The sequence below is a fragment of the Rhodoblastus sp. genome, from assembly GCF_019449565.1.
Lineage (GTDB): Bacteria > Pseudomonadota > Alphaproteobacteria > Rhizobiales > Beijerinckiaceae > Rhodoblastus.
In genome coordinates, this window is sequence record NZ_JAGRPM010000020.1 from 1 (window position 1) to 23752 (window position 23752).

Annotated in this window: 23 protein-coding genes and 2 tRNA genes; 14 read left to right on the forward strand and 11 right to left on the reverse strand. The window is 64.1% G+C overall.

The features are described 5' to 3' along the window. Positions 1-153: 153 nt before the first annotated feature. Together QZ409_RS04260 and QZ409_RS04265 are read right to left on the reverse strand one after the other, a co-directional pair. Positions 154-1596, reverse strand: coding sequence for a M48 family metalloprotease (locus QZ409_RS04260; protein ID WP_296707339.1), 1443 nt, complete (start codon positions 1594-1596; stop codon positions 154-156). Between the two features lie 103 nt (positions 1597-1699). Continuing rightward, positions 1700-2554 (reverse strand): hypothetical protein, encoded by an 855-nt coding sequence (locus tag QZ409_RS04265; protein WP_296707340.1) that lies wholly within the window; start codon positions 2552-2554, stop codon positions 1700-1702. Positions 2555-2626: 72 nt separating this feature from the next. Between QZ409_RS04265 and QZ409_RS04270 the strand changes: the two genes are divergently transcribed. After that, a tRNA-Arg gene (locus QZ409_RS04270) sits at positions 2627-2703 on the forward strand. 18 nt (positions 2704-2721) lie between these two features. On the opposite strand, the gene QZ409_RS04275 is transcribed toward QZ409_RS04270, so the two are convergent. From QZ409_RS04275 to QZ409_RS04290, 4 genes are all read right to left on the reverse strand, one after another. Further along, entirely contained in the window at positions 2722-3249 is a 528-nt protein-coding gene (locus QZ409_RS04275; protein WP_296707341.1) for a hypothetical protein, read from the reverse strand. Positions 3250-3328: 79 nt separating this feature from the next. Next, positions 3329-4384 (reverse strand): HAD family hydrolase, encoded by a 1056-nt coding sequence (locus QZ409_RS04280; RefSeq protein WP_296707342.1) that lies wholly within the window; start codon positions 4382-4384, stop codon positions 3329-3331. Positions 4385-4443: 59 nt separating this feature from the next. Continuing rightward, positions 4444-5166 carry a 2'-5' RNA ligase family protein gene (locus tag QZ409_RS04285; RefSeq protein WP_296707343.1) on the reverse strand — a complete coding sequence of 241 codons (723 nt, stop codon included), beginning with the start codon at positions 5164-5166 and terminating at the stop codon, positions 4444-4446. Positions 5167-5321: 155 nt separating this feature from the next. Beyond that, positions 5322-5972, reverse strand: a complete 651-nt coding sequence (locus tag QZ409_RS04290) for a MarC family protein (RefSeq protein ID WP_296707344.1) — start codon at positions 5970-5972, stop codon at positions 5322-5324. 193 nt (positions 5973-6165) lie between these two features. Here QZ409_RS04290 and QZ409_RS04295 point away from each other — a divergent pair, with 193 nt between their 5' ends. Genes QZ409_RS04295 through draG form a run of 3 tightly spaced genes read left to right on the forward strand, consistent with a single transcriptional unit; the run spans position 6166 to position 8587 of the window. Then, entirely contained in the window at positions 6166-6825 is a 660-nt protein-coding gene (locus tag QZ409_RS04295) for a 4'-phosphopantetheinyl transferase superfamily protein (RefSeq protein ID WP_296707345.1), read from the forward strand. Between the two features lie 38 nt (positions 6826-6863). After that, on the forward strand, positions 6864-7712 hold the full coding sequence (locus QZ409_RS04300; RefSeq protein ID WP_296707346.1) for an NAD(+)--dinitrogen-reductase ADP-D-ribosyltransferase: 849 nt from the start codon (positions 6864-6866) through the stop codon (positions 7710-7712). Further along, positions 7709-8587 (forward strand): ADP-ribosyl-[dinitrogen reductase] hydrolase, encoded by an 879-nt coding sequence (gene draG / locus QZ409_RS04305; protein ID WP_296707347.1) that lies wholly within the window; start codon positions 7709-7711, stop codon positions 8585-8587. The genes QZ409_RS04300 and draG overlap by 4 nt, the downstream gene beginning before the upstream one ends. Before the next feature lie 106 nt (positions 8588-8693). Here draG and hisG read toward each other — a convergent pair whose 3' ends face one another. From hisG to hisS, 3 genes are all read right to left on the reverse strand, one after another. Then, on the reverse strand, positions 8694-9662 hold the full coding sequence (hisG, locus tag QZ409_RS04310; RefSeq protein ID WP_296707348.1) for an ATP phosphoribosyltransferase: 969 nt from the start codon (positions 9660-9662) through the stop codon (positions 8694-8696). A 1-nt stretch (position 9663) separates the two neighbouring features. Then, positions 9664-10767 carry an ATP phosphoribosyltransferase regulatory subunit gene (locus QZ409_RS04315; protein WP_296707349.1) on the reverse strand — a complete coding sequence of 368 codons (1104 nt, stop codon included), beginning with the start codon at positions 10765-10767 and terminating at the stop codon, positions 9664-9666. A gap of 93 nt (positions 10768-10860) precedes the next feature. Then, complete coding sequence (gene hisS, locus QZ409_RS04320) at positions 10861-12360, reverse strand: histidine--tRNA ligase (RefSeq protein ID WP_296707350.1); 1500 nt, start codon at positions 12358-12360, stop codon at positions 10861-10863. 117 nt (positions 12361-12477) lie between these two features. On the opposite strand from hisS, the gene QZ409_RS04325 reads away from it, so the two are divergent. Both QZ409_RS04325 and QZ409_RS04330 read left to right on the forward strand, forming a co-directional pair. After that, entirely contained in the window at positions 12478-13392 is a 915-nt protein-coding gene (locus QZ409_RS04325) for a TIGR01459 family HAD-type hydrolase (RefSeq protein WP_296707351.1), read from the forward strand. Positions 13393-13478: 86 nt separating this feature from the next. After that, entirely contained in the window at positions 13479-13943 is a 465-nt protein-coding gene (locus tag QZ409_RS04330) for a MaoC family dehydratase (protein WP_296707352.1), read from the forward strand. A gap of 12 nt (positions 13944-13955) precedes the next feature. Here QZ409_RS04330 and QZ409_RS04335 read toward each other — a convergent pair whose 3' ends face one another. Together QZ409_RS04335 and QZ409_RS04340 are read right to left on the reverse strand one after the other, a co-directional pair. Then, positions 13956-14630, reverse strand: a complete 675-nt coding sequence (locus QZ409_RS04335) for a methyltransferase (RefSeq protein WP_296707353.1) — start codon at positions 14628-14630, stop codon at positions 13956-13958. Continuing rightward, positions 14627-16318: an AMP-binding protein gene (locus tag QZ409_RS04340; protein WP_296707354.1), complete on the reverse strand. Its 1692-nt coding sequence runs from the start codon at positions 16316-16318 to the stop codon at positions 14627-14629. Before QZ409_RS04340 ends, QZ409_RS04335 begins: the two co-directional genes overlap by 4 nt. 186 nt (positions 16319-16504) lie before the next feature. Between QZ409_RS04340 and QZ409_RS04345 the strand changes: the two genes are divergently transcribed. From QZ409_RS04345 to QZ409_RS04380, 8 genes are all read left to right on the forward strand, one after another. Further along, on the forward strand, positions 16505-16897 hold the full coding sequence (locus tag QZ409_RS04345; protein ID WP_296707355.1) for an MAPEG family protein: 393 nt from the start codon (positions 16505-16507) through the stop codon (positions 16895-16897). Between the two features lie 287 nt (positions 16898-17184). Next, positions 17185-18756, forward strand: coding sequence for a signal recognition particle protein (gene ffh / locus QZ409_RS04350; protein WP_296707356.1), 1572 nt, complete (start codon positions 17185-17187; stop codon positions 18754-18756). A gap of 127 nt (positions 18757-18883) precedes the next feature. After that, positions 18884-19243: a 30S ribosomal protein S16 gene (gene rpsP / locus QZ409_RS04355; protein ID WP_296707357.1), complete on the forward strand. Its 360-nt coding sequence runs from the start codon at positions 18884-18886 to the stop codon at positions 19241-19243. A 75-nt stretch (positions 19244-19318) separates the two neighbouring features. Continuing rightward, a complete protein-coding gene (gene rimM / locus QZ409_RS04360) occupies positions 19319-19840 on the forward strand; it encodes a ribosome maturation factor RimM (RefSeq protein ID WP_296707358.1) in 522 nt (173 codons plus the stop codon). 2 nt (positions 19841-19842) lie between these two features. Then, complete coding sequence (trmD, locus tag QZ409_RS04365; protein WP_296707397.1) at positions 19843-20535, forward strand: tRNA (guanosine(37)-N1)-methyltransferase TrmD; 693 nt, start codon at positions 19843-19845, stop codon at positions 20533-20535. Positions 20536-20584: 49 nt separating this feature from the next. Then, positions 20585-20660, forward strand: a tRNA-Thr gene (locus tag QZ409_RS04370). A 499-nt stretch (positions 20661-21159) separates the two neighbouring features. After that, positions 21160-22458: a hypothetical protein gene (locus QZ409_RS04375; RefSeq protein ID WP_296707359.1), complete on the forward strand. Its 1299-nt coding sequence runs from the start codon at positions 21160-21162 to the stop codon at positions 22456-22458. A gap of 5 nt (positions 22459-22463) precedes the next feature. Next, positions 22464-23738, forward strand: coding sequence for a glycosyltransferase (locus tag QZ409_RS04380; RefSeq protein ID WP_296707398.1), 1275 nt, complete (start codon positions 22464-22466; stop codon positions 23736-23738). Positions 23739-23752: the final 14 nt, after the last annotated feature.

Below are 23752 nucleotides of genomic sequence, written 5' to 3' on the forward strand. Positions count from 1 at the left end.
CAGGAGCGCGAAGGCCTCGACATCTCCGATCACGGCGAGCGCGCCTACAACTACTGAGCAAGCCATCCTGAGCAAGCCTCAGAACGCAAAACAAACAGGCGGCGGGCCAAAAGCCCGCCGCCTTTTTTATGGGGCCGAAGCCGGAATGAAAAATCAGTTGGCGACGATCTTGTAGGAATCGCCCGCCTTCAGCTGCTCGCCTTCGAGTCCGTTCAGCAGCTCGAACTGTTCGAGCGGCCGATCCGTAAGGACCATTTTCGCGGCAAGATTGGCTGCGGTGTCGGTTGGTCCAGCGACGGCGATGCGCAGGCGCAGCGGCAGCGACAGCTTTTCCTCGTCCGGCGTGATCGCGCGGAAGCTGTTGATCGACTCATCGAATTTTTTATTCGTCGCTTCGGTCAGATCCCGAACCGCGAAGATGATTCGATAAATGTCGTCGTGGAAGGAAATGACCGCGACGCGGAAATTCCATTCGCCCGCGCGGGCGTCCGCGAAAACTGCGGGAAGGCCGTTGACAGTTCCCGAGCGGATCGATGAGGTGAGCAGCCCGTCGATCCAGCCCGAAGTCAGATATTCCGTCAGGGTCTTGTCTTTCGGCGCACGCACGCTGTCGAAGCGCAAGGCCTCGGCGCCGCCGTCGGCTACGCCCAGCACGGCCTGGGCCGAGTTTTCCAGCGCGTAGCCTTCCGGCGCCTGAAAGGAAAAGCCGAGACGGGGATGGAGGAATTTATGGCCCCGAATCGCACCATCCTTGGGATCGTCGCCATAGGTCATGCCGTCGATCGCCGCCAGATATGGCGCGCGCGCCGCCTCGCCCACCCCGGGGGCGCCGATCTGCCGGGCGGCCTGCAGCGCCGCCGCGATGCGTTCCGGCGTCGAGGGATGCGTGGCGAGAATGTCGGGCTTCGATCCGTCCTTCTGTCCAATCAGCGCCGCGCGCATGCCGCTGGAGCGCGCCAGAGAATTGAGGAAGCGCGCGGCGCCGAAGGGATCGTAGCCAGCCCGCGCGATGACCGCGATGCCCATCCGGTCGGCGTCCAACTCCTGCTGGCGGGAATAGCCCGCGATGGTCTGGGCGGCGCTGGCCTGAACTTCTTCGCCCTTCTGCCGGTTCTGAATGACCCGGGCGGCCTGGGTGATGACCGCGGCGGTCTTCTCCTGTTCGGCCCGCAGAAAGGCGTGGCGCGCGGCGACATGGGCAATTTCATGGGCCATGACCGCCGCGACCTCGGACGTGTCATTGGCCAAGGCGAGCAGGCCGCGGGTCATGAAAAGGTCGCCCGTCGGCAAGGCGAAGGCGTTGACGACCGCCGAATTGAGGATGGTGACCCGATAGGGCTGGGTCGGCGTCTCGCTCGCCTTGGCGAGCCGGACCAGAACCTCGTTCAGATAGTTCTCGGCCTTGGGCCAGCGGTAATCGCCGCCATAGAGCGCGATCAGCTTCTTGCGTTCGATTTCATCCGGCGTGTCGCCCAGCGCCTTTGGCGCGGCGGTCGGTGGAGACGCCTGCGGCGTCGCCCCCTGGCGCTCAAGCGTGGCGCAGCCCGCAAGCAGCAGCAAGGCCGCGAGCTGCGGCAGGGCAAGACGAGCAGGCAAACGGCCCCTTCGCCGCCGCAGCAATTTGCGTCCGCCCGCCGCCATTACGCCCGCCGCTCAGGTTTTGCGTCCGCGCATTGGCGGGCGCTGCAATCAAATATTATCAATTCCGCTCCGGCGAATCCGCGCTTTTGACGCCCGCGCTCCGCAACGTCTCTTCAATAAACTCGATTTGCCCGGGATGAAACAGTTCGATTTGTGGCGAAGCTCCGATCTCGACGACGCCGCGAGCGCGGACGCGCCGATTGAGCAGCGTCGCGCCGGAAAAGCCCGCCCGTTCGAAGGCCGGAAGGTTGCGCCGGGCGATAACCAGCGACGCGCCGCCCCGCCGCCCGGCGAAATTGAGATAGAGGCGCGGATTTGTGCGCCCAACCGAGCGAATCTGGCCTTCGACAAGGGCCAATGTTCCCGCGCGGGTGAAAAAAGCCGCAGCATCCTCGGGCGCGAGTGGGGCGAAGGCGGGGTCGGCCCAGATCCCCAGTTTCGCCGCGCGCGCCTCCTGCTCGGCGGCCAGCACGCCGCCGCCGCAGGCGCCCGGCTCGGCGCTGGCCATGGCGAGCCCCGCCGCCGCAAGGGTCTCGTCAGCCGATTCGTTCTCGCCCTCGATAAATAGTCTTACCGGGAGACGGCCCCAACGGTCGGGGCCGGACAGCGGCAGGACGAGCAAGGTCTTGCCCGCGAGCAGCGCGGTCAGCTCGGCGACCACATTCTGCGGGCGTTTCGGCGCGGCGGGCGTCGCGCGGGGCGGTTCGAGCGTCGGGAAATAGATCAGCCGGCCATCGGCCAATACAAGATCGAGCCGCTCGCCGACACGGTCGAGCCGAGCCGGACCGAGCGCGCCGGAGGGGTCGCAGCCCGGCGTCGCGGCGGGGGCGGGAGACAAAGCGGCAAGCCAGAAAAGGGCGGCGAGCAAGGAGGACGGACGGCGCATTCGGCAGAGCGGGTTGTAACGATGCATGAGCTTAGCATCTTTGCGCGGCGCCCGGTTTTTTCGCGCAGAATTTTGTGATAGGCAGGGGCGCGATCATGCGTCCCGGTAGCTCAGCAGGATAGAGCAACGGTTTCCTAAACCGTAGGTCAGGGGTTCGAATCCCTTCCGGGACGCCATTTTCATTGCTAATTTGGTCAGGCGCGCATTTTCGCCCTGATCCAGAAAAACAACGCCCCGATCGCGAGGATCACGAGCGCTTCCAGGGAGAGAAGCAGCGCGGATTGTTCGACCCAGGCGGCGGCCGGCGCCGAGAGCGCCAGCAAGGCGCCCACCACGGCGATCCGCCAGGCGTTGGCATGCAATCCGGCCAGGAAGGTTGACAGGGCGAGCACGATCAGCAGCGCCAACCCGGTGGCGTTGTCGTTCAGGACGCCCCGAATTTGCGGCAGGAACAGCAGACGCATGGCGATGAAACAGGCCAGCCAGTGGATGGCCTGCGTCCTGATGAGCCGCATGTGGTCGCGGGAGTCGTCGCGCTGCTCCCAGCTGGCCAGAATGCAGACCAGCGCATAGGCGGGCGCCAGCAATTGCCAGTAGAGCAGGGTGGGGCCGCCGGAAAAATTATTGAGCGCCACGCCGATAAAGGCCCCAGCGAGCATAAGCGCGTAAGGCAATTCCGCGCGCAGCAAGCCGGGCGTCCTGGAGGTTTCGGCTTCACTCATCGCATTCGCCTTCCAAAATCTGCTTCCCGGAGAGTGTAGCGCCTTTTCCTGGATTGGGGGCGCATTCAGGGTGGATCGTCTATTCGAAGGCGAAGATTCGTTTCCAGTCGTCCTTCATGCTGATGACGAACCAGCCGTCTTTCTTCGCCTCATCATAGAGCGCCTGCGGGAATGTGCCGATCTTGCTGTCGGGCAGCCCCTGCGCCGGGCCATAGGCATATTCGCGTTTGGCGTCGTCGTGCAGCACGAGCATCGCCAGACGGGCGCCGTCGCCGGACTTGGCGTATTCCAGCATTTGCCGGTCGCCGGCCGAATTGCCAAAGGCGGCGCGCGGCCGGCGGCCGATCTCCAGATGAATGCCCTCCGGCTTGCCCGCGTTGTCGTCGTTCAGCAGCAGCTTTGGCTCCTTGGTCAGGATCGGCTTGCCGTTCTTGTCATAGCCGAATTTCGTCCCGAGCGCGCTACCGACCACCTGTTCTCGCGGGATTCCATAGACCTTCTCGGAATAGGTCCGCACGAAATCCTGTCCGCCCCCGGTGACGATGAAGGTCTTGTAACCATTGGCGCGGAACAAGGTCAGGACTTCCTGCATCGGCTGGTAGGTCAGTTCGGTGTAGGGACGTTTCCAGCGATGATCTTTGGCCTCGGCGATCCAGGCCTTCACATCGGCCTGGAACGCCTCGACGTCCATGCCGGTGAGGGTCGCCACAGCGATCTTTTCGAAGTCGTGCAGAGAAAGCTTGCCGATCTTCTCGAAGTCGCCCGTCAGCACGGTCTTGAAGGGCTCGACCTGCGCCAGTTCGGGTTTCGCCTTGACCACGGCCGGGACGCGGTCGAGGCAGAACGCCAGTTGGGAGTACATCGGCTGCTCGACCCACAGCGTGCCATCCTGATCGAAGGTCGCGATGCGCTCCTCAGGCGGCACGAAATCCTTGCTCGCCGGGTCGGTCGTGACGCGAATGAAATCGAGGATCGCCTGTTTCGCAGGGCCGTCGTTCCAGGATGGCAAGGCACTGGTTGCGTCCGCCGCTTGCGCCGAAGCCGGAAGCAACAGCCCGGAGAAGGCGGGCAGAACCGCCCATGCGGCGAGAAGGCTGCGACGGCTCATGCCGGCGAAAGGAAAGTTAGTCTTCATGGGTCGTCCCTCGACACGCGCCTTTCACAGCGCAGAGAAATGGGCTTCAAGCGTCGACCTTAGGGATGCAGCGTCAGCGCCTTGAGTTCCTTGCGCGCCGTGCCAAAACTGCCGAGTTGATAAACCGAGGCGCCGGCTGGCGAGAAGGTGAAGGTCTCGAACGGCTCCTTGAGCATTTCGTTCAGATAGGCTTCCGTGCCAACGCCAATCGTGACATGTGGGTTGAATTTGTCGCCGGCGGCGATCGTCGTGAAATAGCCGACATATTCGATCAGCGAATTTTGGATGTCGTGACCGTCTTCTGTACTGTAAAACGCTGCGGGCGTGCCTGTCTTTTCCGTATAGGGCGCAACTGCGTCAATCAGCTCATTTTGCAATCTGTGCAAATCTTTGGTCGGCTCGACGACGATGCCCGCCAGGCCAATCGGCGGCGACGGAATATAATAATACTTATAGGCCGTCAATTTCCATGTCGTCGGCTTTTCCTTGGCCATAACATCGTTCACGACGGCATAGACCTTGTCGAGGTCGGCAGTGCGGACGAATTGCTGCAGCATGGTGACATGCGCGTGGTGGGTCTCGTCGAGCGCAAATCCTTCCGGGAAAGCCTTGAGCAGCCGGGCGTTGGCCGCATGCGCGCGATCAACCGCCGTTGCGTCCGGCTCCAGCGCGATGTCGATGGCGGTGACCGGGATTTGCTGCGCGTTGGAAGGCTGTAACAGGCCGAGCAGGGACGCAAGACCGAAAGCAACGGTGGCAAAGCAGTTCCGATATTTTTGCATCGAAATCTCCATTCTGCAGGGCCGAGCAGCTATGTCATTCCACAAATGCGGCTTCCACAAGCGCCATTTCGCCAGCAAGCGCATAGAACGGCGAATTTAAAACGTGCTCCTAAAAAAGCGGCCCCTTTCGGGCTTCCCGCTCTCTCCTGCAGGCCTCAATGAAGACTGGTCATCCCATGCATCTGAAGCGCTTCGATGACTCCGTCGAAGGCCATTCCGATGCCCATCGCGGCGACGAAAAAGCCGACGATGCGCGTGGCTGCGTCGATCCCGCGCGGCCCAAGCTGCTGCTGCAGACGCTTGGCGCTGGAGAGGATCAGGTAGGTGACAGCCATGGTCGCCACCAAGGCCGCAGAGACCGCGATGAGGCCCGTCAATTCCGAGGCCGAATTCTTGACCTGCGATGTCATGCCCAGGATCGTCGCCATGGCGCCGGGCCCGAACATGATCGGCATGGCCAGAGGCACAAAGGCGGCGTCGCTCTGCTCGGCGCTTCCGCCTGAGTGTGGCGCGGCGCCGCCGCCAACCGAGGATGGCGACGAGAACAGCTCAAAGCCGAGACGGGTCAGAATGATGCCGCCGGCGATCCTGACCATGGCCAGCGGCACGCCGAATATCTTCAGCAGCAGGGTCCCGAAGATCAGGAAGAAAAACATCAGCATGAGCGCATAGAGGCACGACCGGAAGGCGAGCGAGCGCCGCGCCTTGTCATCCAGGCGCGCCGCGAAGCCGAGATAGACCGGCAACGCTTCGAAGGGATTGATGATCGCCAGCAAAGTGGTGAAGGTGGCGAGAAAAAGGGGCATGGAGAACGCTCTATTTGCAAAGGCGGCCGGACGAGCGCCGCGATGCCAGACTTAATGGGCTGATCGAAGGCGATGAAAACGACAACGCCTGTTCCACGCAAAGCTGGCTCTGCTTCTGATCTCGACAGTTGTCATATATTAGAAGATGAAAGTCACCTGCGCGCGGCTGAAAAGGCGGGAGTGCGAGTTTCCGATGGGCGCTGACAGCGACCTGATCCTGGATGTGATGGCTGCAATAGCCGAGCCCGGAATCTCCATCGCCCATCGCCTCATCTCGGCTGGCGATGAACGGGAGCTGCTCGCGTCCGAGGCGCTTCTTTTTCAAAAAGCGCGGCAAGAGTCGCAACGGCAGAGCGGCGCCGCGCGCGCAGTCGCGCGCGGGCTTTTGTCGGGGCGCGGTCATGCCGGCGCCGCGATACTGAAGTCGCCTTCCGGCGCGCCGATCTGGCCCGAGGGCGTTGTCGGCTCGCTGGCCCATGACGCGTGCGTGGCGATCGCCGCGATCGCCCGGGCGTGCGATTTCGTGGGCCTCGGGATCGACATTGAACCGGATGACGTTTTGCCGGCCGAAATGGTCGACCTCGTGGCGACGCCGGCCGAGCGATCCCGCTATGGCCGGAATTTCCTGTGCAGCCGGGCTCTTTTCGTGGCGAAGGAAGCTGTGTTCAAGGCCGTTCATCCACTCGACGGGGTCTTCCTCGACTTTCAGGATATCGAGGTCGATGTCGAAAGCCAGGTCGCATATGTGCGCCTGAGCCGGGCCGTCCGCGTCAAGGTGAAGGCGGGGGGCCAGGCTGCCGGCCAAGCCGCCCGCCATGTGGCGGCCTTGGCTTTCATCCCCTCAGGCGCCTGAGGGCGCCCGCGCAAAAGGGCTTGGCCCGGCGCGAGAAAATGCTATTGCAAAGCTCGAACCCTTCATCGGAGCGTGCGGCGGCCATGCGCTGGATCGGCCATTCGACCAATCTCGTCGGACTGCCGACCGAATTTCTCGCCAGTTGTGACTATAACGAGGCGCCGCTGCCGCTCCGCATTTCCGGCGTGCGCGAATTCAACCGCGACCTGTTTGAAATGCTGGCCGAGGCTGAAAGCGCTTCCGAGGCCGCGCGGGCCTTCACGCTCTATATGAACGCGATGTTCGGCATCGATCCCGAGCAGAAGGAAAACCCGGCGCCGGGCCGGCCGCGCCACTATCGCTCGTCCTTCCTGAAGCTGATCCGGGGCTGGGGCTTCGACTGCAATGGCGTCGAGGGCGCGGTATTGAAAGGCTGGGTGGAGAGCCGTTTCGGCCTGTTTCCGACCTTCCACAAGCAGCCGATCCGCCGCATTTGCAGCCCGGTCTGGACGACCTATGTCGAAGAGAAAATGTCGAGCCGATTCCACAATAATTCAATCCAGACCCAACTCGATCTGCTCTATGAATTCTGCCAATGGGCGCTGGCGAAATATTTCGCGCCTAACGCGACCCATGTGATCCTGCATCGCGGCGTCAATGCGCTGGAGGATCATTACATTTACGAGCGCCGGGGCGACGGGCGCGTGACGCTGCGCTTCAACAATCTCGTATCTTTTTCCAGCGAACGCGACGTGGCGAGCTGTTTCGGCGACACCATCCTGACCGTGCGCGCGCCGGTCGCCAAAATCCTGTTCTTCAATGATTTGCTGCCATCGCATGTCCTGAAAGGCGAGGGCGAATTTCTTGTCATCGGCGGCGATTACCACGCGGAGGCGCGCCGCCTGTGACTCGCGACTCCATCAGCCGCGACGACCGCGCGCTCGCCGCCTTCCTGGGGCTCGCCATCGGCGACGCCCTGGGCGCGACCGTCGAATTCATGACGCGCGGGGAGATTGCCGCCGCCTATGGCGTGCACAAGAAGATCATTGGCGGCGGCTGGCTGAAGCTGAAACCCGGCGATGTTACGGACGACACGCAAATGTCGCTGGCGCTTGGGCGTTCCTTGATCCGGCGCGGCGGCTTCGACGCCCGCGACGTGTGCGAGGAATTCGCCGTCTGGCTGCGCAGCCATCCGCCCGATGTCGGCAACACCTGCCGGCGCGGCATCCGCCGCTATATCGTTCACGGCACGGTTTGCGGCGCGTTTTCGGAAGGCGACGCCGGCAATGGCGCCGCCATGCGGCTGCTGCCGGTGGCGCTCGCGACTCTGTCCCGCCCGCAACTGACCGAGGATTGGACGCTCGGCCAGAGCCGCATCACCCATCATCATCCATTGTCGGATTCCGCCTGTCTGGCCTTGGCGCGCATGATCCATGTGCTGGTCGCGGGCGGCGGCAAACCGGGCGCCCGCGTGCTGGCCGATGAACTGATCGCGGCGGCGCCGGCTTTCCAGTTCACGTCCTATCGCGGCCTGACCTCGGCCTTCATCGTGGATACCATGCAGACGGCGCTGCATTGCTATTTCGGCGCCGAAAGCTTCGCGGATTGCGTGATCGCCACGGTCAATCAGGGCGGCGACGCCGACACGACGGGAGCGATCGCCGGAATGCTCGCCGGCGCGACCTATGGCCTCGCGGGGCTGCCGAGAGAATGGCTGGAGAGGCTGGACGGCGTCGTGGTCAGGGAAATCCGTGCCCAGGTTCCGGCGCTTCTGGCTTTATAGCATTGCCCTTGCGCCCGACATGTCGGGCGCAAGGGCGCCCGGCGGCATCAGCCGCCGCCGCGCCCGTCGGCGCGGAGTCCATTGACCTCTTCGACGGCCAATGGACTTACCGCTTCGCGTCGAGCCGTGACGTCAGCCGCTCATGGAGCGGATTGACGCGGGTGAAGACATAATCGACCGGTCGAACGACGACTTCCTCGGCGCCCTGACCGATCAGCCAGTCGGCCAAGGCCGGGGCCTGCGCTTTCGGCGCCGTGAAAATGGCGCGGCCATTGCCGCCGCGACGGCGGACTTTCGCGCCGAAGGCCAGGATTCCTTCTTCCAGCCCTTGCGGCTCCTGTTCGAGAACAGCGACGATTTCGCGGCTGTTGCGCGCCTCTTCCTCGGCGGCGATGCGCGATAGGATCTTGCGCGCCAACTCCCGTTGCATTGGCGACCATTCGGCGCCGAGCGAGGCGACCAGATTGGCCTCGGAGCGCAGGATCACGCCGTCGTCGAGCACTTTCAACCCGTTGGCGACAAGGGTCGCGCCGGTCGAAGTGATATCCACGATCAGCTCGGCCTGTCCGGCAGCCGGGGCGCCTTCGGTCGCGCCGAGGCTTTCGACAATGTGGTAGTCCGTCACGCCCCTGTCGCGGAAGAAAGCGCGGGTCGTGTTCACATATTTGGTCGCAACGCGCATGCGCTCGCCGCTCCGCGCGCGGAAGGCCGAGGCCACGTCTTCGAGATCGGCCATGGTGCGCACGTCGATCCAGGCCTGCGGGACAGCGACGACGACATTGGCGTGGCCGAAGCCCAGCGGCGTCAGCAGCGCGACCTTGCTCTCGGCTTGCGCCTCGCGCACCAGATCCTCGCCGGTGACGCCGAAATGGGCGGCGCCGGAGGCGAGATTCTTGACGATTTCCGAGGCCGACAGAAAGGCGACCTCGACATTGTCGACCCCTGTCAGGGCCCCGCGATAATCGCGCGCGCCGCGCCCGGTCGTCACGGTCAAGCCGGCGCGGGCGAAGAAGGCGTTGGCGTTTTCCTGCAACCGGCCCTTGGACGGAACGGCCAGAACGAGTTTGTCGCTCATCTTATTTCGCTCCGTTCAGCCGCTCGATCCAGATCGCGGCGCCGACGGCGGGAATATCCGCCTTGGCGCCGAGCGTGGACAGCAGCCGATCATAGCGCCCGCCGCCGATGGCGGGATCGCCCGGCTCGTCTCCGGCGGGCGACGCCTCGAACACAAAGCCGGTGTAATAATCCAGGTTGCGCGCGAAGGAGGCGGAAAAAGCCACGGAGTCCAGATCGACGCCGCGCGCCGCCATGAAGTTCAGACGCTGGTCGAAGCTTTCCATTTCCGCGCCGAGATCGACGTCCGCGGCCGCGAACAAGGCACGCAACTGGGCCGAGGCTTGGTCGGGCTGGCCTTCGATGGCGAAGAATTGCTCCAGCAACCCGCGCCGGCCGTCGTCGAGACCGGCGCTGGAGCGCAGGGCCGATTGTTCGAGGAAACGCTCGGCGATCTCGCCCGGGGTGCGTCCGCCCAGAGCCGAAATGCCGGCGATCTTGAGCAGGTCCTCGACCAGAGCGCGGGCGCCCGCCTTGTCGGCGCCGTCGAGCGCGGCGAGCACGCCGGAATGGTCGTCGCGCGCCGCGACCGGCGCGAGAATGTCGGCGATCTTCTGGCCCTTGGCGAGACCGCCGCGCAGGCGCCGTAGCCAGACCGGCGGCAGGCTCAGCTTTTCCAGCAAGGCCGCGAGCAGGCCGGCGTCGCCGATGCGAATGCGCCAGCCTTCCGACACGCCGCCCGCCGCCTCGAGCGCAAGGGCGAGAATTTCGGCGTCGGCGGCCTCGCGGTCGGCGCGGCCGAAGCTTTCCAGCCCCGCCTGCGGAAATTCCGGCGGGCGGCCTGAACGCTGGCGGAACACCGGCCCATAATAGCAGAAGGCCGCCGCCTCGCCGGCCTGCGCCGAGGCGAGATAGGCCAGCGAAACCGGAATGGTGAATTCCGGCCGCAGGCAATAATCGCCGCCGGCGCCGTCCGAGGTTTGCAGCAGGCGGCCGCGCATGTCTTCGCCCGACAGCGAAAGAAAGACCGAGGCCGGCTGCAGCACGGCGGGGTCGCGGCGCTGATAGCCCGCGGCTTCGAGCTTCTGCAGGAAAGCCTCGCCTTTTTGGTCCCGACCGCCGCTCATAACTGCTCCAAACTCGAAAATTCGCCACGAAGCACTAACAAAAGCGCGCAAGGCGCGCATCCCATTTCACCGTGAAGGGTGAACGGGAATTGCTTACAGGCCGTGGCGTTCGAGGATTTCCCGCACGGCGGCGACCAGATTGCCCTCGGAAACGGAAATCTGCGCGGGACGCGCCGCCTTCCATTCCTCGTTCGAGGCGATGGCCGAAGACGCCTGCGCGCCTTCGATCAGGTCCTTGATCTGCACTTCGCCGCGCTCGCGCTCGTTGGAGCCCTGAATGACCACGCAGGGACTCTTGCGGCGGTCGGCATATTTCATCTGCGCCTTCATGCCCGCCGCGCCAAGATAAAGCTCGGCCCGCACGCCGGACTCGCGCAGCCGCCCGACCAGCGCCTGGTAATGGGCGATCTGGTCGCGGTCCATGACCAGCACGACCACGGGGCCGTTATGCGGCGGCCTCGCGACGAGCGGCGATTTGATCGCCTTGAGCGCGGCATAGAGCCGCGACACGCCGATGGAAAAGCCGGTCGCGGGCGCGTCCTCGCCCCGGAATCGCGCCACCAGCCCGTCGTAACGGCCGCCGCCGCCGACCGAGCCGAAGCGGATCGGCTGGCCCTTGTCGTCGGTCGCCGCGATGGAGAGATCGGCCTCGAACACGGGGCCGGTGTAATATTCCAGTCCGCGCACGACCGAGGGATCGAGGCTGACGCGATTCTCGTTATAGCCGCCGGCCTTGGCGAGATCGTCGATGGCGCGCAGCTCCGCGACTCCCTCCATGCCGCGCGGGGAGGTCGCGACAATCTCCTCCAGCGCTTCCAGCGTCTGCGCGTTGTTGGAGCGCCGCGCCGCCGTGAAGGCCAGAACCTTGTCGATGGCCGCGGCGTCGAGGCCCGCTCCTTTTGTGAAATCGCCGGATTCGTCCTTGCGGCCGTGCCCGAGCAGGGCGTGGACGCCCTCCGGGCCGAGACGGTCCAGCTTGTCGATGGCGCGCAGCACGACCAGACGGCGACCGGCGTCTTCCGGCGCGCCGAGGCCGATGGCCTCCATCACGCCGTCGAGAATCTTGCGGTTATTGACCTTGATGCAATAGTCGCCACGCGCAATGCCGAGCTGTTCCAAAGTGTCGGCGGCCATCATGCAGAGTTCGGCGTCGGCGGCGGGGCTTGCGGACCCGATCGTGTCCGCGTCGAATTGCAGGAACTGGCGGAAGCGGCCCGGGCCGGGCTTTTCATTGCGGTAGACATAGCCGCCGCGATAGGAGCGGTAGGGCTTGGGCAGGCTCTCGAAATGTTCCGCGAAATGGCGGGCGAGCGGCGCCGTCAGGTCATAGCGCAGCGAAAGCCATTGCTCATCGTCGTCCTGGAAGGAAAACACGCCCTCGTTGGGCCGATCCTGGTCGGGCAGGAACTTGCCGAGCGCATCGGTATATTCCATGGCGGGCGTCTCGACCGCCTCGAAACCATAAAGTTCATAAATTCCTCGAATCGCCGCGAGCATGGCGTCGACGGCGGCGATTTCGTCGGCGCCGCGATCGGCGAGGCCGCGCGGCAGGCGCGCTTTGACATTGGGCGCCCCGGCTTTGTCTTGTGTCATGATGATTGTTCCATCCTTGCGCTTCTCTTATGCGCGGGCGCGGGCGCAGACAAGCCTTTGCGGCGGCGGTTCGTCGCGCGCCTTGACAGGACGGTCCCCGCGCTTTAGCCGCATGGCATGACCGGTAATTCGAAAAATCGCGAGTCGGCGGACGCTATCGCCCTGACCGGTCTCGCCCAGGCGCAGGACCGCTACTACGCCTTCCTGTGCGACATCTGGGGCGTGCTGCACAATGGCGAGCGCTCCTTCCCCGCCGCCTCCGAGGCTTTGCGTGAATTGCGCCGTCTCGGCAAGACCATAACCCTCATCACCAACGCCCCGCGCCCCAAGGGCGAAGTGGCGGAGCAGCTGGCTTCGCTCGGCGTCGGCGCCGATTGTTACGATTCCATCGTGACCTCGGGCGATGTCTGCGCCCACGCGATCGCCGCGCGCGCGCCCGGACGGCCCTATCATATCGGCCCGGAACGCGATCAGCCCGTTTTCGCCGCAGCCGCCGCGCTGACCTCGCATGATGTCGCTCCGGTCGCGCTGGAAGAGGCGGATTTCGCGGTCTGCACGGGCCTGAACGAGGATACGGTGGAAACCCCGGCCGATTACGAGGCCGTGCTCGCCGCATGCCGCGCGAAAAACCTGCCGATGATCTGCGCCAATCCGGACCTTGTGGTCTATCGCGGCGAACAGCTCGTCTATTGCGCCGGCGCGCTCGCCGAACGCTATGAGGCGCTGGGCGGCGTGGTCGAACAGGCCGGCAAGCCCTATGCGCCGATCTATCGCATGGCGATCGGCCTGCTGGAGCAGGCGCGCGGCAAGCCGCTGGACATCGACCGCATCCTTGCCATTGGCGACGCCATCCATACCGATATCGCCGGCGCGACGACCATGGGCCTCGACAGCCTGCTGGTCACGCAAGGCATTCATCGCGTCGAACTGCACGGCCCCGAAGCCGGCGCGCTCGACGCCGAGGCCTACAAGCAGTTCGTGGTAAGCCACGGCGTGACTCCGGTCTATCGGATCGCCCGCCTCGTCTGGTGACCACCCCATAATGGCCAATGGACATTTGCGCGCGGGGGCGTTTCTGTCGCGCCCGCCTGCAAGATTCAATAAGGGAAGCCAAAACGATGTCCGAGCCGTTCAAGACCTATTTTTTCGAGGATCTCAGCGTCGGCATGCGCGAATCCTTGATGAAGACTGTCATGAACGAGGATGTCGTAGGTTTCGCCGAATTGTCGGGCGACCATAACCCGATCCATCTCTCGGAACATTTCGCCAAAAAGACCCGCTTCGGCGAGCGTATCGCCCATGGCCTCTATACCGCCAGCCTGATCTCCGCCGTGCTTGGCATGTATCTGCCCGGCCCCGGCGCGGTCTATCTGCACCAGACCCTGAACTTCAAGGGCCCGGTCAAGATCGGCGATGTCGTGACCATCAGCGTCGAGGTCACCGAACTGGTCGAAAAGGGCCGCCGCTGCAAGCTGCATTGCGAGGCGACCGTGGACGGCAAGGTGGTGCTCGACGGCGAGGCGACCGTCATGGTTCCCGCGCGCGAAGCCAAGCCGCGCCCGACGGAAGCCGCCGCTGGTTAAAAGGCGGGCGCGCTAGGCGCCTTCGCGAAAACGCCAGACCTGGGCGCGCTTGATCTCGCAATCCTCCAGCGCGCGGGTCACCGGCACGCGATATTCCGCGATGGCCTCCAGCCGGTCGCGCGCGAGATAGGTGCGGCCCGGGTCGCCGATCAGCACGGCGGCGCCGCGTCCCCGCAAGGCGCCCAGCCAATCGGTGACGCTCAGCGCCATGTCGCGCTCATAGGACACGTCGCCTGCAAGGACGACGTCCCAGCCCTCGTCGCGGCCGATCAAATTTTCGATTCGGGCGTTGAGCGCCACCCCATTGGCTTGCGCGTTGAGACTCATGGCCGCGCGGGCGAATTCATCAATGTCGCAGCCTTCCGCAAGCGTCGCGCCGGCCCGCGCGGCGGCGATGGCGACAAGGCCCGAGCCCGAGGCGAAGTCGAGGACCCGCTTTCCGGCCACGGTTTCGGGATGATCGAGCAGATAGCGCGCCAGCGCCTGGCCGCCGGCCCAGGCAAAGGCCCAGAAGGGCGGCGGCAGGCCGATCTCACCCAGTTCCTCTTCGGTTTTCTGCCAAAGCTCCGTGGCCTCGTCGGCCAGATAAAGCGAGATTTCCGGCGCGTGCGGAACCGGCAGCAGCCGGGTTTGCGCGCGGATGAAGGCCTCTCGGTCAAGAATTTGCCGGTCGCGTCTTTCCGTCAATTTCCCAAACTGTCCTTCAGGCTGCGGCGTAAAACCTTGCCGACATTGGATTTCGGCAGTTCTTCGCGGAAGAAAAATTCACGCGGCACCTTATAGCCCGTAAGCCGCTCGCGGCAAAAAGCGCGCAGCTCGTTCTCCGTCAGCCCCTCCTCGCGCGGTACGACAAAGGCGATCACTTCCTCGCCGGTCGCGGCGAGGGGCCGGCCGATCACCGCCGCCTCGCGCACCTTGGGATGTTCGACCAGAATTTCCTCGACCTCATTGGGATAGACGTTGAAGCCCGAGACGATGATGATGTCCTTGAGACGGTCGACGATCTTGACCTGGCCGTCGGGCAGCATCACGGCGACGTCGCCGGTGCGGAAGAAGCCGTCCTTCGTCATGGCGGCCTCGGTCGCCATGGGCCGGTCCCAATAGCCGGCCATCACCTGCGGGCCGCGCGCGCAGATTTCCCCGGCCTCGCCCATAGGCACAGGTTCGCCGGCGGAATTGCGGATGGAAATTTCGGTCGAGGGCAAAGGATAGCCGACCGTGCCGGAAAATTCCTCCAGATCGGGACGGTTGGCGCAGAGAACGGGCGAGGTTTCCGACAGGCCATAGCCCTCGATGACCGCCTTTCCGGTGAGCTTCAGCCACTTGCGGGCGACCGCCTGCTGCATTGCCATGCCCCCGGCGGTGCTGAAGAGCAAAGAGCTGAAATCGACCTTTGCGATATCGGGATGGTCCGCGAGCACATTATAGAGCGTGTTCACGCCGGCGAAGATGTGGAAGCGGCTCCCGCGCAGGATCTTGACGAAGCCGGGGATGTCGCGCGGATTGGCGACGAGCAGGCAGGCGCCGCCGACGCGCATCTGGAACCAGAAACAGGTCGTCAGCGCGTAAATGTGATAGAGCGGCAGGGCGGTGACCATGACGGTCTTCTCGAAGCTGGACAGCTGCCCGCCAAACCAGGCGGCGCTTTGCTCGATATTGGCGACGAGATTGCGATGGAGCAGCATGGCGCCCTTGGCCGAGCCGGTGGTGCCGCCGGTATATTGAAGAACCGCGATGTCGTCCGCCGCCACATTGACCGCGCGCGGCGACTTCCCCCGCGTCGCGCGCAGCGCGGCGGAAAAGGCGATCGATTTGGGCAGATTGCATTTCGGGACCGCCTTTTTGACATGGCGCGAGACGAAATTGACGAGGACGCCCTTTGGCCCGAGCAGGTCGCCCGGCGCAATGAGTACGATGCGCTCCAGATTCAGGCGGTCGGCGACGGCGGCGACGGTCGCGGCGAAATTCTCCAGTACGAACAGAAAGCGCGGCGAGGCGTCGACAATCTGGAACTCCAGCTCGCGGGAGGTATAGAGCGGATTGACATTGACGACCGTTCCTCCCGCCTGCAACACGCCGAGCAGGATGGCGGGATAGGCCATCACATTGGGCGACATGATCGCGACGCGGTCGCCCTTGCCCAGTCCGGCGTCCTGTAGCCAGGCCGTCACCTGATCGGCCGCCGCTCCCAGCTGTTCATAGGTCAGGCGCGCGCCGAAACTTTCCAGCGCGACGCGCGCGCCATAAGCTGAACGGCTTCGCCGCCATAGGTCCACCAGGGTCGTATGGGGATCGGGCGCGATTTCGGCGGGAACGCCGTCCGGATAATGGGCGATCCAGGGGCGGGCGCCCACGAGCTCCTCGAAAATTTCCATGCGTCTCCTCCCCTCGCCGCTTTGCGCGGCTTGTTAGTTTACTTATGAACTAAATCACCCGCTTCTTGCAAGCCGGTTTATATTTGATCCCCGCCCGGATAGGATCGCGTCGGGCCAAGGCCTAGCATGATTGTAACCCGCCGGGTCGTCCATCATTTCTACCTGCGGGCGTCAGGGAGCCAAGCTGTGCATTTTACCGCTCTGATCACTCTCGCGTCGCTCCTTTTCTATGTCTATCTGGGCGTGGACGTCGCCAAGGCGCGTGTTCGCTGCAATGTCCGGGCGCCGGCCACGACCGGCGATCCTCTTTTCGAGCGCATTTATCGCGTGCAGATGAACACGTTGGAATGGCTGCCGATCTATATCCCCAGTCTCTGGCTGTTCGGCTTTTACGTCTCGGACCCCATCGCGGCGGTGGTTGGCGTGGTCTGGATCACTGGGCGCTATCTTTACAAGACGGGCTATGAGGAAGCGCCGGAAAAGCGCAGCCTCGGCTTCATGATCCAGGCGACGGCGACCGCCATATTGCTATTTGGCGCGACGATCGCGATCCTCTACCGCTTGGCTACGAGTCATTGAAGCGGACGGCCCTATGCGTGGATCCCGCCAAAATTGACTTCCAACCGGGCCGGGGTTAAAAGGCGCCTTCTCTTAAGTGAGACGATTTTTGCAGACGCCGACCCGCGCCGGACGCGGGAGGCCAACGCCCGGCAGCGCGACGCGCCCCCGGGCGCGTTTTGCTTTGTATCGGCTCGCCAGGGAAATCCTGCCTGCCCCCATCGGGGACGGGCGTCTTGCGACGCCCTTCGGCTGACGCGAGGGATCAGCAGGCCACTGATGTGGTCTGCGCACCGAAAGGAATGCAAATGTTCGAGGGCCTTTCCGAAAAGCTCTCCGGCATATTCGACGGCCTGACGCGGCGCGGCGCCCTCTCCGAGGAGGACGTCAACGTCGCCATGCGCGAAGTGCGGCGCGCCCTGCTTGAGGCGGACGTGGCCCTCGACGTCGTGCGCTCTTTCGTCGACAAGGCCCGCGCGCGCGCCGTTGGCGCGGAAGTGGTGAAATCGATCAAGCCCGGCCAGATGGTCGTCAAGATCGTCAATGACGTCCTGATCGAGACGTTGGGCTCTGACGCCGAACCGATTGATCTCAACGCCGCTCCGCCGGTTGCGATCATGATGGTCGGCCTGCAGGGCGCGGGCAAGACCACCACCACCGCCAAGATCGCCAAGCGCCTGACCGAACGTTTCAAGAAGCGGGTGCTGATGGCCTCGCTCGACGTGAAGCGTCCGGCCGCGCAGGAACAGCTCGCCATTCTCGGACGTCAGGTCGATGTCGCGACCCTGCCCATCGTCGCCGGCCAGACCCCGGTGCAGATCGCGCGGCGCGCGGAAGAGGCGGCCCGCCTGCAGGGCTATGACGTCGTCCTGCTCGACACGGCGGGCCGCACCCATATTGACGAGCCGCTGATGGCGGAAATGGCCGAGATCAAGGCCGCCTCCAATCCGCATGAAATCCTGCTGGTCGCCGACGCCCTGACCGGTCAGGACGCCGTCAATCTCGCCAAGAATTTCGACGAACGCGTCGGCATTACCGGCATTGTGCTGACCCGCGCCGATGGCGACGGACGCGGCGGCGCGGCCCTGTCGATGCGCGCGGTCACCGGCAAGCCGATCAAGCTGATCGGCACCGGCGAAAAGTTGGACGCGCTGGACGATTTCCATCCCCAGCGCATCGCCAACCGCATTCTCGGCATGGGCGACATTGTCGCGCTGGTCGAGAAGGCGGCGGAGACGATCGACGCCGAAAAGGCGCAGCGCATCGCCGACAAGATGCGCAAGGGCAAGTTCGACCTCGACGATCTGGCTGACCAGCTCGCGCAGGTGGACAAGCTCGGCGGCCTCGGCGGCATCATGGGCATGCTGCCCGGCATGGGCAAGATCAAGGAGCAGATGGCCGCCGCCAAGATCGACGGCAAGATGATCGCCCGCCAGCGCGCCATCATTCTCTCCATGACGCCGCAGGAACGCCGCAACCCGGACATCCTCAAGGCCTCGCGCAAAAAACGCATCGCCGCCGGCTCCGGCGCGAAGGTCGAGGACGTCAACAAACTGCTGAAGCAGCACCGCACCATGGCCGACATGATGAAATCGCTCGGCGGCGCCAAGCGCGGGCCGATGGCGCAAATGGCGCAGATGTTCGGCCTCGGCGGCGGCATGCCCCAGCCCTCGCCCGAACAGATCGCCGAATTGCAGAACAAGTTCGGCGGCGGCGCCGGCATGGGCGCGGGCATACCGCAAAACCCGCCGCCCGGCGCCTTCCCGCCCAAGCCGAGCCTGCCCGGCTTGCCGGGACTGCCGGGGGCCAAGCCGGGATTGCGGGGGCTACCCGGGCTTCCGGGCCTTGGCGGCCTGAATCCGTTCGGGAAGAAGAAATGAATTTTGCCTCACGGCGCGTCCGTGGGGTTCGGAACTGCCGGAAGAGGGGCCGGCCGTTTTTTCGTTGAAAACTACGCCCGCTCCTCGGCGAAAACCTCCCGCAAGGGACTGATCCAAGGAAGATAAAATGTCGTTGAAAATTCGTCTGTCGCGCGGCGGCGCCAAGAAGCGTCCGTTCTACCGCGTTGTCGTCGCCGACGCCCGTTCGCCGCGTGACGGCCGCTTCATCGAGAAGCTCGGCACCTTCGACCCGCTGGCCCCGAAGGATTCGGAAATCCGCCTCATTCTCGACGTCGAGAAGGCCAAAGAATGGCTCGGCAAGGGCGCGCAGCCGACCGACCGCGTCGCCCGACTGCTGGACGGCGTTGGCGCGATCAAGCGCGAGCCGCGCAACAATCCGGAAAAGGCCCAGCCGAAGAAGAAGGCTCAGGAGCGCGCCGCCGCCGCCGCTGCCGCCGCCGAAAAGGCCGCCGCCGCTTCGGAATAATCTCGCCACGGTGGGAATTCGGGGCGCCGCCGCTATGTTCGCGGCGGCGCCTCTTTGCGTTTGAGGGGCGAGGCGATGGACGAAAAAGTTCTGGTCGGCGTATTCGGCGCGCCCCATGGCGTGCGCGGCGAAATGCGGCTCAAATCCTACATGCAGGATCCGCTGGACATCGCCGATCACGGCCCGCTTAGCGACGCCGCCGACCGCGCATATGAAATCACCGCCGCCCGCCTGCTCAAGGACGATGTGCTTGTCGTGCGCGTGAAGGGCGTGGCTGACCGCGACGCCGCGCAAAAACTGACCAATGAAAAGCTGTTTCTCTCGCGCGCAAATCTGCCGCCGCCGGAGGAAGACGAATTCTATTGCCGCGACCTGATCGGGTTGCGCGCCGAGACGCCGGAAGGCGTCCTGATTGGCACCATCGTCGCCGTTCCCAATTATGGAGCCGGCGACATTCTGGAGATCGCCCCGCCCGCCGGCGAAACCGTGCTGTTTCCTTTCACGCGCGCCATTGTCCCCGAGGTGGATCTCGCCGGGGGCAAGGTGATCGTCGTTCCGCCCGTCGAGACCGACGGCGAACCGCGCGTGGACGAATGACGATGTGGTCGGCCAGCATCTTCACGCTTTATCCGGAAATGTTCCCGGGGCCGCTCGGTCACTCCATGGCCGGGACCGCGCTTGAAAAAGGCCTGTGGGCGCTGGAGGCGAAAAACATCCGAGAGCATGGATTGGGGCGCCACCGCGCGGTGGATGACACGCCGGCGGGCGGCGGCCCGGGCATGGTGTTGCGCGCGGACGTGCTCGCGGCGAGCCTCGACGCCGGTCTGACGCCAGACGATCCGCGCCCGCGCCTGCTGATGAGCCCGCGCGGAACGCCTCTGACGCAGAAAATGGTGCGCGCCTTCGCAGGCGGCCCCGGGCTGGTCATTGTCTGCGGGCGATTCGAGGGCGTGGACGAAAGGGTGATCGAGGGCAGGGGGCTCACCGAAGTGTCGGTGGGCGATTACATTCTTTCAGGCGGCGAGATCGCGGCGTTGACCCTGCTGGACTCCTGCGTGCGGCTGCTGCCCGGGGTGATGGGCAAGGACGAATCCGGCGCCGAGGAGAGCTTTGAGGGTGGGTTGCTCGAATATCCGCATTACACCCGCCCGCGCGAGTGGGAGGGACGGACGATCCCCGAAACGCTGCTCTCCGGCGATCACGCCCGTATCGCGCGCTGGCGGCGCGAGCAGGCGGAAAAGCTGACGCGCGAGCGGAGGCCTGACCTTGCGAGAAAAGCGGACGAGGCGTGATCGCGCCTTGCCAAAGGCGCGCAATCTGCTAAGAGGACCGCAGCTTTTCGCCGCAATAGCTCAGCTGGTAGAGCACCTCATTCGTAATGAGGGGGTCGGGGGTTCGAATCCCTCTTGCGGCACCACTTCTCTCTTTGTCCGACCCTGCCTTGGCGCGCGCCAGCCGCGCTGGCAGCGATTGCGTTTTGGCGAAGCGGGAGTCGGTCGCCATGTCGCCTTTTCTGCCCTTCAATAGAACGCTGATCTTTTTTTCTCGCGCCTAAAAACAGCAATGAATTCGGGCGTTAAGGATGAGTTTAATACATAAAATGACGCAACGATATGTCAACACATCCGCTGATAACGTTACGGCGTGAAATGAACCTGTGGCGTTCGCGAGAACGGAAACGTCGTCGACAAATCTCAGATCTGCCCGGCTTGCACTGTTGGCCGGGCGTTTGCCGGAACCGATGATGGAGGGGGCTCGCCGGGTACCGCGTCGATGTAGCGTTGGTCAGTGTATAGATGAGTAAAGCGATTCATCTTGCGAGGCAGGATTTTCCAACGACGGCGGTCGTCGATATTTCTGCTCGCACGGAGTCCTCAGGGCCCAGCCCACCGCATGACGCCAGCGAGCCGGAGTCTGTGCGCCGTCAGGCTCCGATCCGGCTTTCGGGCGTTCCCGGCCGGCTCAATGAGACGGTCCTTCCGGACGGGGCTTGCTTCGCCAATCCGAACGAATCGCCTGACATCGTCCTGCTGACGGAGACCAACGCCGCGGCCTTGCTGGCGCGGCGCCTCGGCCGCGGCCCCGCCGCGATTCTCCCCATCATAGATGCGACCTGCGGCGGACGCGGAACGCGGGACCATCGCCGCGCCGACGTCATGATCGACCGCGCCGGGCAGCGCGAGATCGACGAGGCTGTCGAGATGTTGCGCCCCGCCGTGCGGCGGCTGCGTTCCCTGCCACGCGACGTGATCGAAACTGAAGACCGTCGCCTGATGCTGCTGGTGCGCCTGTTCGTGCGCGACCGCGCTATGACGCCGCGAAGCGAGGTCGGCGCCCGCGAAACCTTCGTTTATGACGACGAGGTCGCGATACCGGGCGCGGCCGCGCTCGCGGTGGAGTTGGCCAGCCAGGGCCTGATGGAGCGCAAATTCTTCGACAAGACCAATGTCTGCCCGCATTGCGCCTCGGCGCGGATGACGGTGCGCGAATATTGTTCGAGCTGCGGCGGCGCCAATATTGTCGAGGAGCCGATCGTCCATCATTTGAAATGCGCTTGCCAGGGGCCCGAGCGCGACTTTCGGCGCGGCGGGGAACTGGTCTGCCCGAAATGCCTGCAACAATTGAAGAATTTCAGCGTCGATTACGATCGCCCGGGGTCGATTGGCGTCTGCCAATCCTGCAGTCACCTTTCCACCGAGCATAAGGTCGGCTTTCTCTGCCTGGATTGCGACTCGCGCATTGACGCGCGACACATCGACAGCAAGACCATCTATTCCTACGGCCTCACTGCCGCCGGACGCGCCTGCGTGACCAGCGGCGCGCCGCTCCCGCAAGCCGACGATCTCTCGATCGGCGGAAGGGTCCGCGCCTTCGCGCGGCGCCACGCCGCGCGCGAGCAGCCCTGCAGCATTCTATTCGTTCGTTTGCACAGGCCCCCGGAATTGCCGGACAGCGCCGACGCCTGGCGGCAGACCTGCGCTTTTTTCGATCAGATCATGCGGGAATGTTTCACGCCTGAAACGGAGATCATCGCGGCCGCCCCTGTCTGGCTGTCCCTGCTCGGATGCGACCTCAAATCGGAGGTCGAGCGGCACCTGCCAGATATTCGCCAAAGGCTCGAACGGCATCTCACTCTGGCGCCCAAGATCGAACTCGCCGTCTTTTCGCCTGACGAAATTCCGGGAATCTTGGTGCGGCCGAGAAGAGTTGCGTGAGCGCGATGGAACTCTTCGACAATGTCTGGCGTCTGCTCGGCTCCCTGTCGGGATGGTCGTTTTTCGCGATGTTCGGCATGGTGCTGCTGACGGACGCGCCTCGTTTTTTTATTGGGATTCAGGCCACGGCGGCCGCCTTCATCCTGCGCGACCATCGGCCTTACGGCCCACTCCCGCCGCTTCCGCCCGTCTCGATCCTGCTGGCCGGCCATAATGAGGAAGACGCCATCGAGAAATGCGTCCGGTCGCTGCGAAAACAGAGTTTCCATGGCTTCGAAATCGTCTGCGTCGATGATGGATCCAGCGACCGGACCTTTTCGATCATGCGGAGCTTGCAGAGCGAGGGGCTGGTGCAGTCGATCGCTCGCCTGCAGTTGCGCGGCGGCAAGGCGGCGGCCCTCAATCTCGCGGCGCGCATGGCGCATGGCGAGATTTTTGTCGTCACGGACTGCGATTGTTCATTCGAACCCAACGCCATCGAGGAATTGCTGCGCCCCCTTGGCGGGAACGCGTCCGTCGGGGCGGTGTCGGGCAATATCCTGGTGCGCAACTGGCGTCGTTCGGTGACCACCGCGATTCAGGCGATCGAATATCTCATCTCCATTTCGCTCGGCAAGACCTACTCGGGCGCGCTCGATCAGGTGTCGTGTATTTCAGGCGCCTTTGGCGCCTTCCGACGCAGTGCATGGATTGCGCAGGGCGGGATGGACACTGGCGGCGAGGATTTTGACTTCACGATAAGGCTGAGGCTCGCCGGCTACAAAATCGAATTTGCGCGCCACGCGATTTGCTACACCGACGTGCCTGAAAGTCCGTTCGCCCTGTTGCGTCAGCGGAGCCGCTGGGAACGGGACGCCTACTGGATACGGTTTCGCAAATATCGCCGGCTATTCAATCCTTTCGAGCAATCCTTTCGCTGGCGCGAGGCGGCCCACCAATGGGACTTCCTGCTGTTTACCGCATTGCCGGCCCTCGCTTTTCCCTTCTATCTGGGATGGCTGTTCGCCACATTCGGCGTCAACGGCGCGACGACCTTGCTTGTGGCAGTCTCCATCGCACTTTTCGGGTTCGACCTCGCTTGTTTCGTCGCCGCGACCCTTGTCACGGGGCGTCCGGAGTATCTGCATCTTCTGCCGTTTGTCCCGATCTACGGCCTGTTTCAGATCTATGTGATGAAACTCCATCGGCTTTACGCTTACGCCACCGAGGCGGTCGCTTCCTTGTCCCTGACAGACAATTACGTGCCCAAAAAAGTCCGCGATCTGAATGATTGGCGATGAACCCGCGCGCGGGA

Coding starts and splice junctions, on each gene's coding strand:
- QZ409_RS04265 (WP_296707340.1), bottom strand. CDS start 2,554: ATGCATCGTTACAACCCGCTCTGCCGAATGCGCCGTCCGTCCTCCTTG.
- QZ409_RS04275 (WP_296707341.1), bottom strand. CDS start 3,249: ATGAGTGAAGCCGAAACCTCCAGGACGCCCGGCTTGCTGCGCGCGGAA.
- QZ409_RS04280 (WP_296707342.1), bottom strand. CDS start 4,384: ATGAAGACTAACTTTCCTTTCGCCGGCATGAGCCGTCGCAGCCTTCTC.
- QZ409_RS04285 (WP_296707343.1), bottom strand. CDS start 5,166: ATGCAAAAATATCGGAACTGCTTTGCCACCGTTGCTTTCGGTCTTGCG.
- QZ409_RS04290 (WP_296707344.1), bottom strand. CDS start 5,972: ATGCCCCTTTTTCTCGCCACCTTCACCACTTTGCTGGCGATCATCAAT.
- QZ409_RS04295 (WP_296707345.1), top strand. CDS start 6,166: ATGGGCGCTGACAGCGACCTGATCCTGGATGTGATGGCTGCAATAGCC.
- QZ409_RS04300 (WP_296707346.1), top strand. CDS start 6,864: ATGCTATTGCAAAGCTCGAACCCTTCATCGGAGCGTGCGGCGGCCATG.
- hisG (WP_296707348.1), bottom strand. CDS start 9,662: ATGAGCGACAAACTCGTTCTGGCCGTTCCGTCCAAGGGCCGGTTGCAG.
- QZ409_RS04315 (WP_296707349.1), bottom strand. CDS start 10,767: ATGAGCGGCGGTCGGGACCAAAAAGGCGAGGCTTTCCTGCAGAAGCTC.
- hisS (WP_296707350.1), bottom strand. CDS start 12,360: ATGACACAAGACAAAGCCGGGGCGCCCAATGTCAAAGCGCGCCTGCCG.
- QZ409_RS04325 (WP_296707351.1), top strand. CDS start 12,478: ATGACCGGTAATTCGAAAAATCGCGAGTCGGCGGACGCTATCGCCCTG.
- QZ409_RS04330 (WP_296707352.1), top strand. CDS start 13,479: ATGTCCGAGCCGTTCAAGACCTATTTTTTCGAGGATCTCAGCGTCGGC.
- QZ409_RS04340 (WP_296707354.1), bottom strand. CDS start 16,318: ATGGAAATTTTCGAGGAGCTCGTGGGCGCCCGCCCCTGGATCGCCCAT.
- ffh (WP_296707356.1), top strand. CDS start 17,185: ATGTTCGAGGGCCTTTCCGAAAAGCTCTCCGGCATATTCGACGGCCTG.
- rpsP (WP_296707357.1), top strand. CDS start 18,884: ATGTCGTTGAAAATTCGTCTGTCGCGCGGCGGCGCCAAGAAGCGTCCG.
- rimM (WP_296707358.1), top strand. CDS start 19,319: ATGGACGAAAAAGTTCTGGTCGGCGTATTCGGCGCGCCCCATGGCGTG.
- trmD (WP_296707397.1), top strand. CDS start 19,843: ATGTGGTCGGCCAGCATCTTCACGCTTTATCCGGAAATGTTCCCGGGG.
- QZ409_RS04380 (WP_296707398.1), top strand. CDS start 22,464: ATGGAACTCTTCGACAATGTCTGGCGTCTGCTCGGCTCCCTGTCGGGA.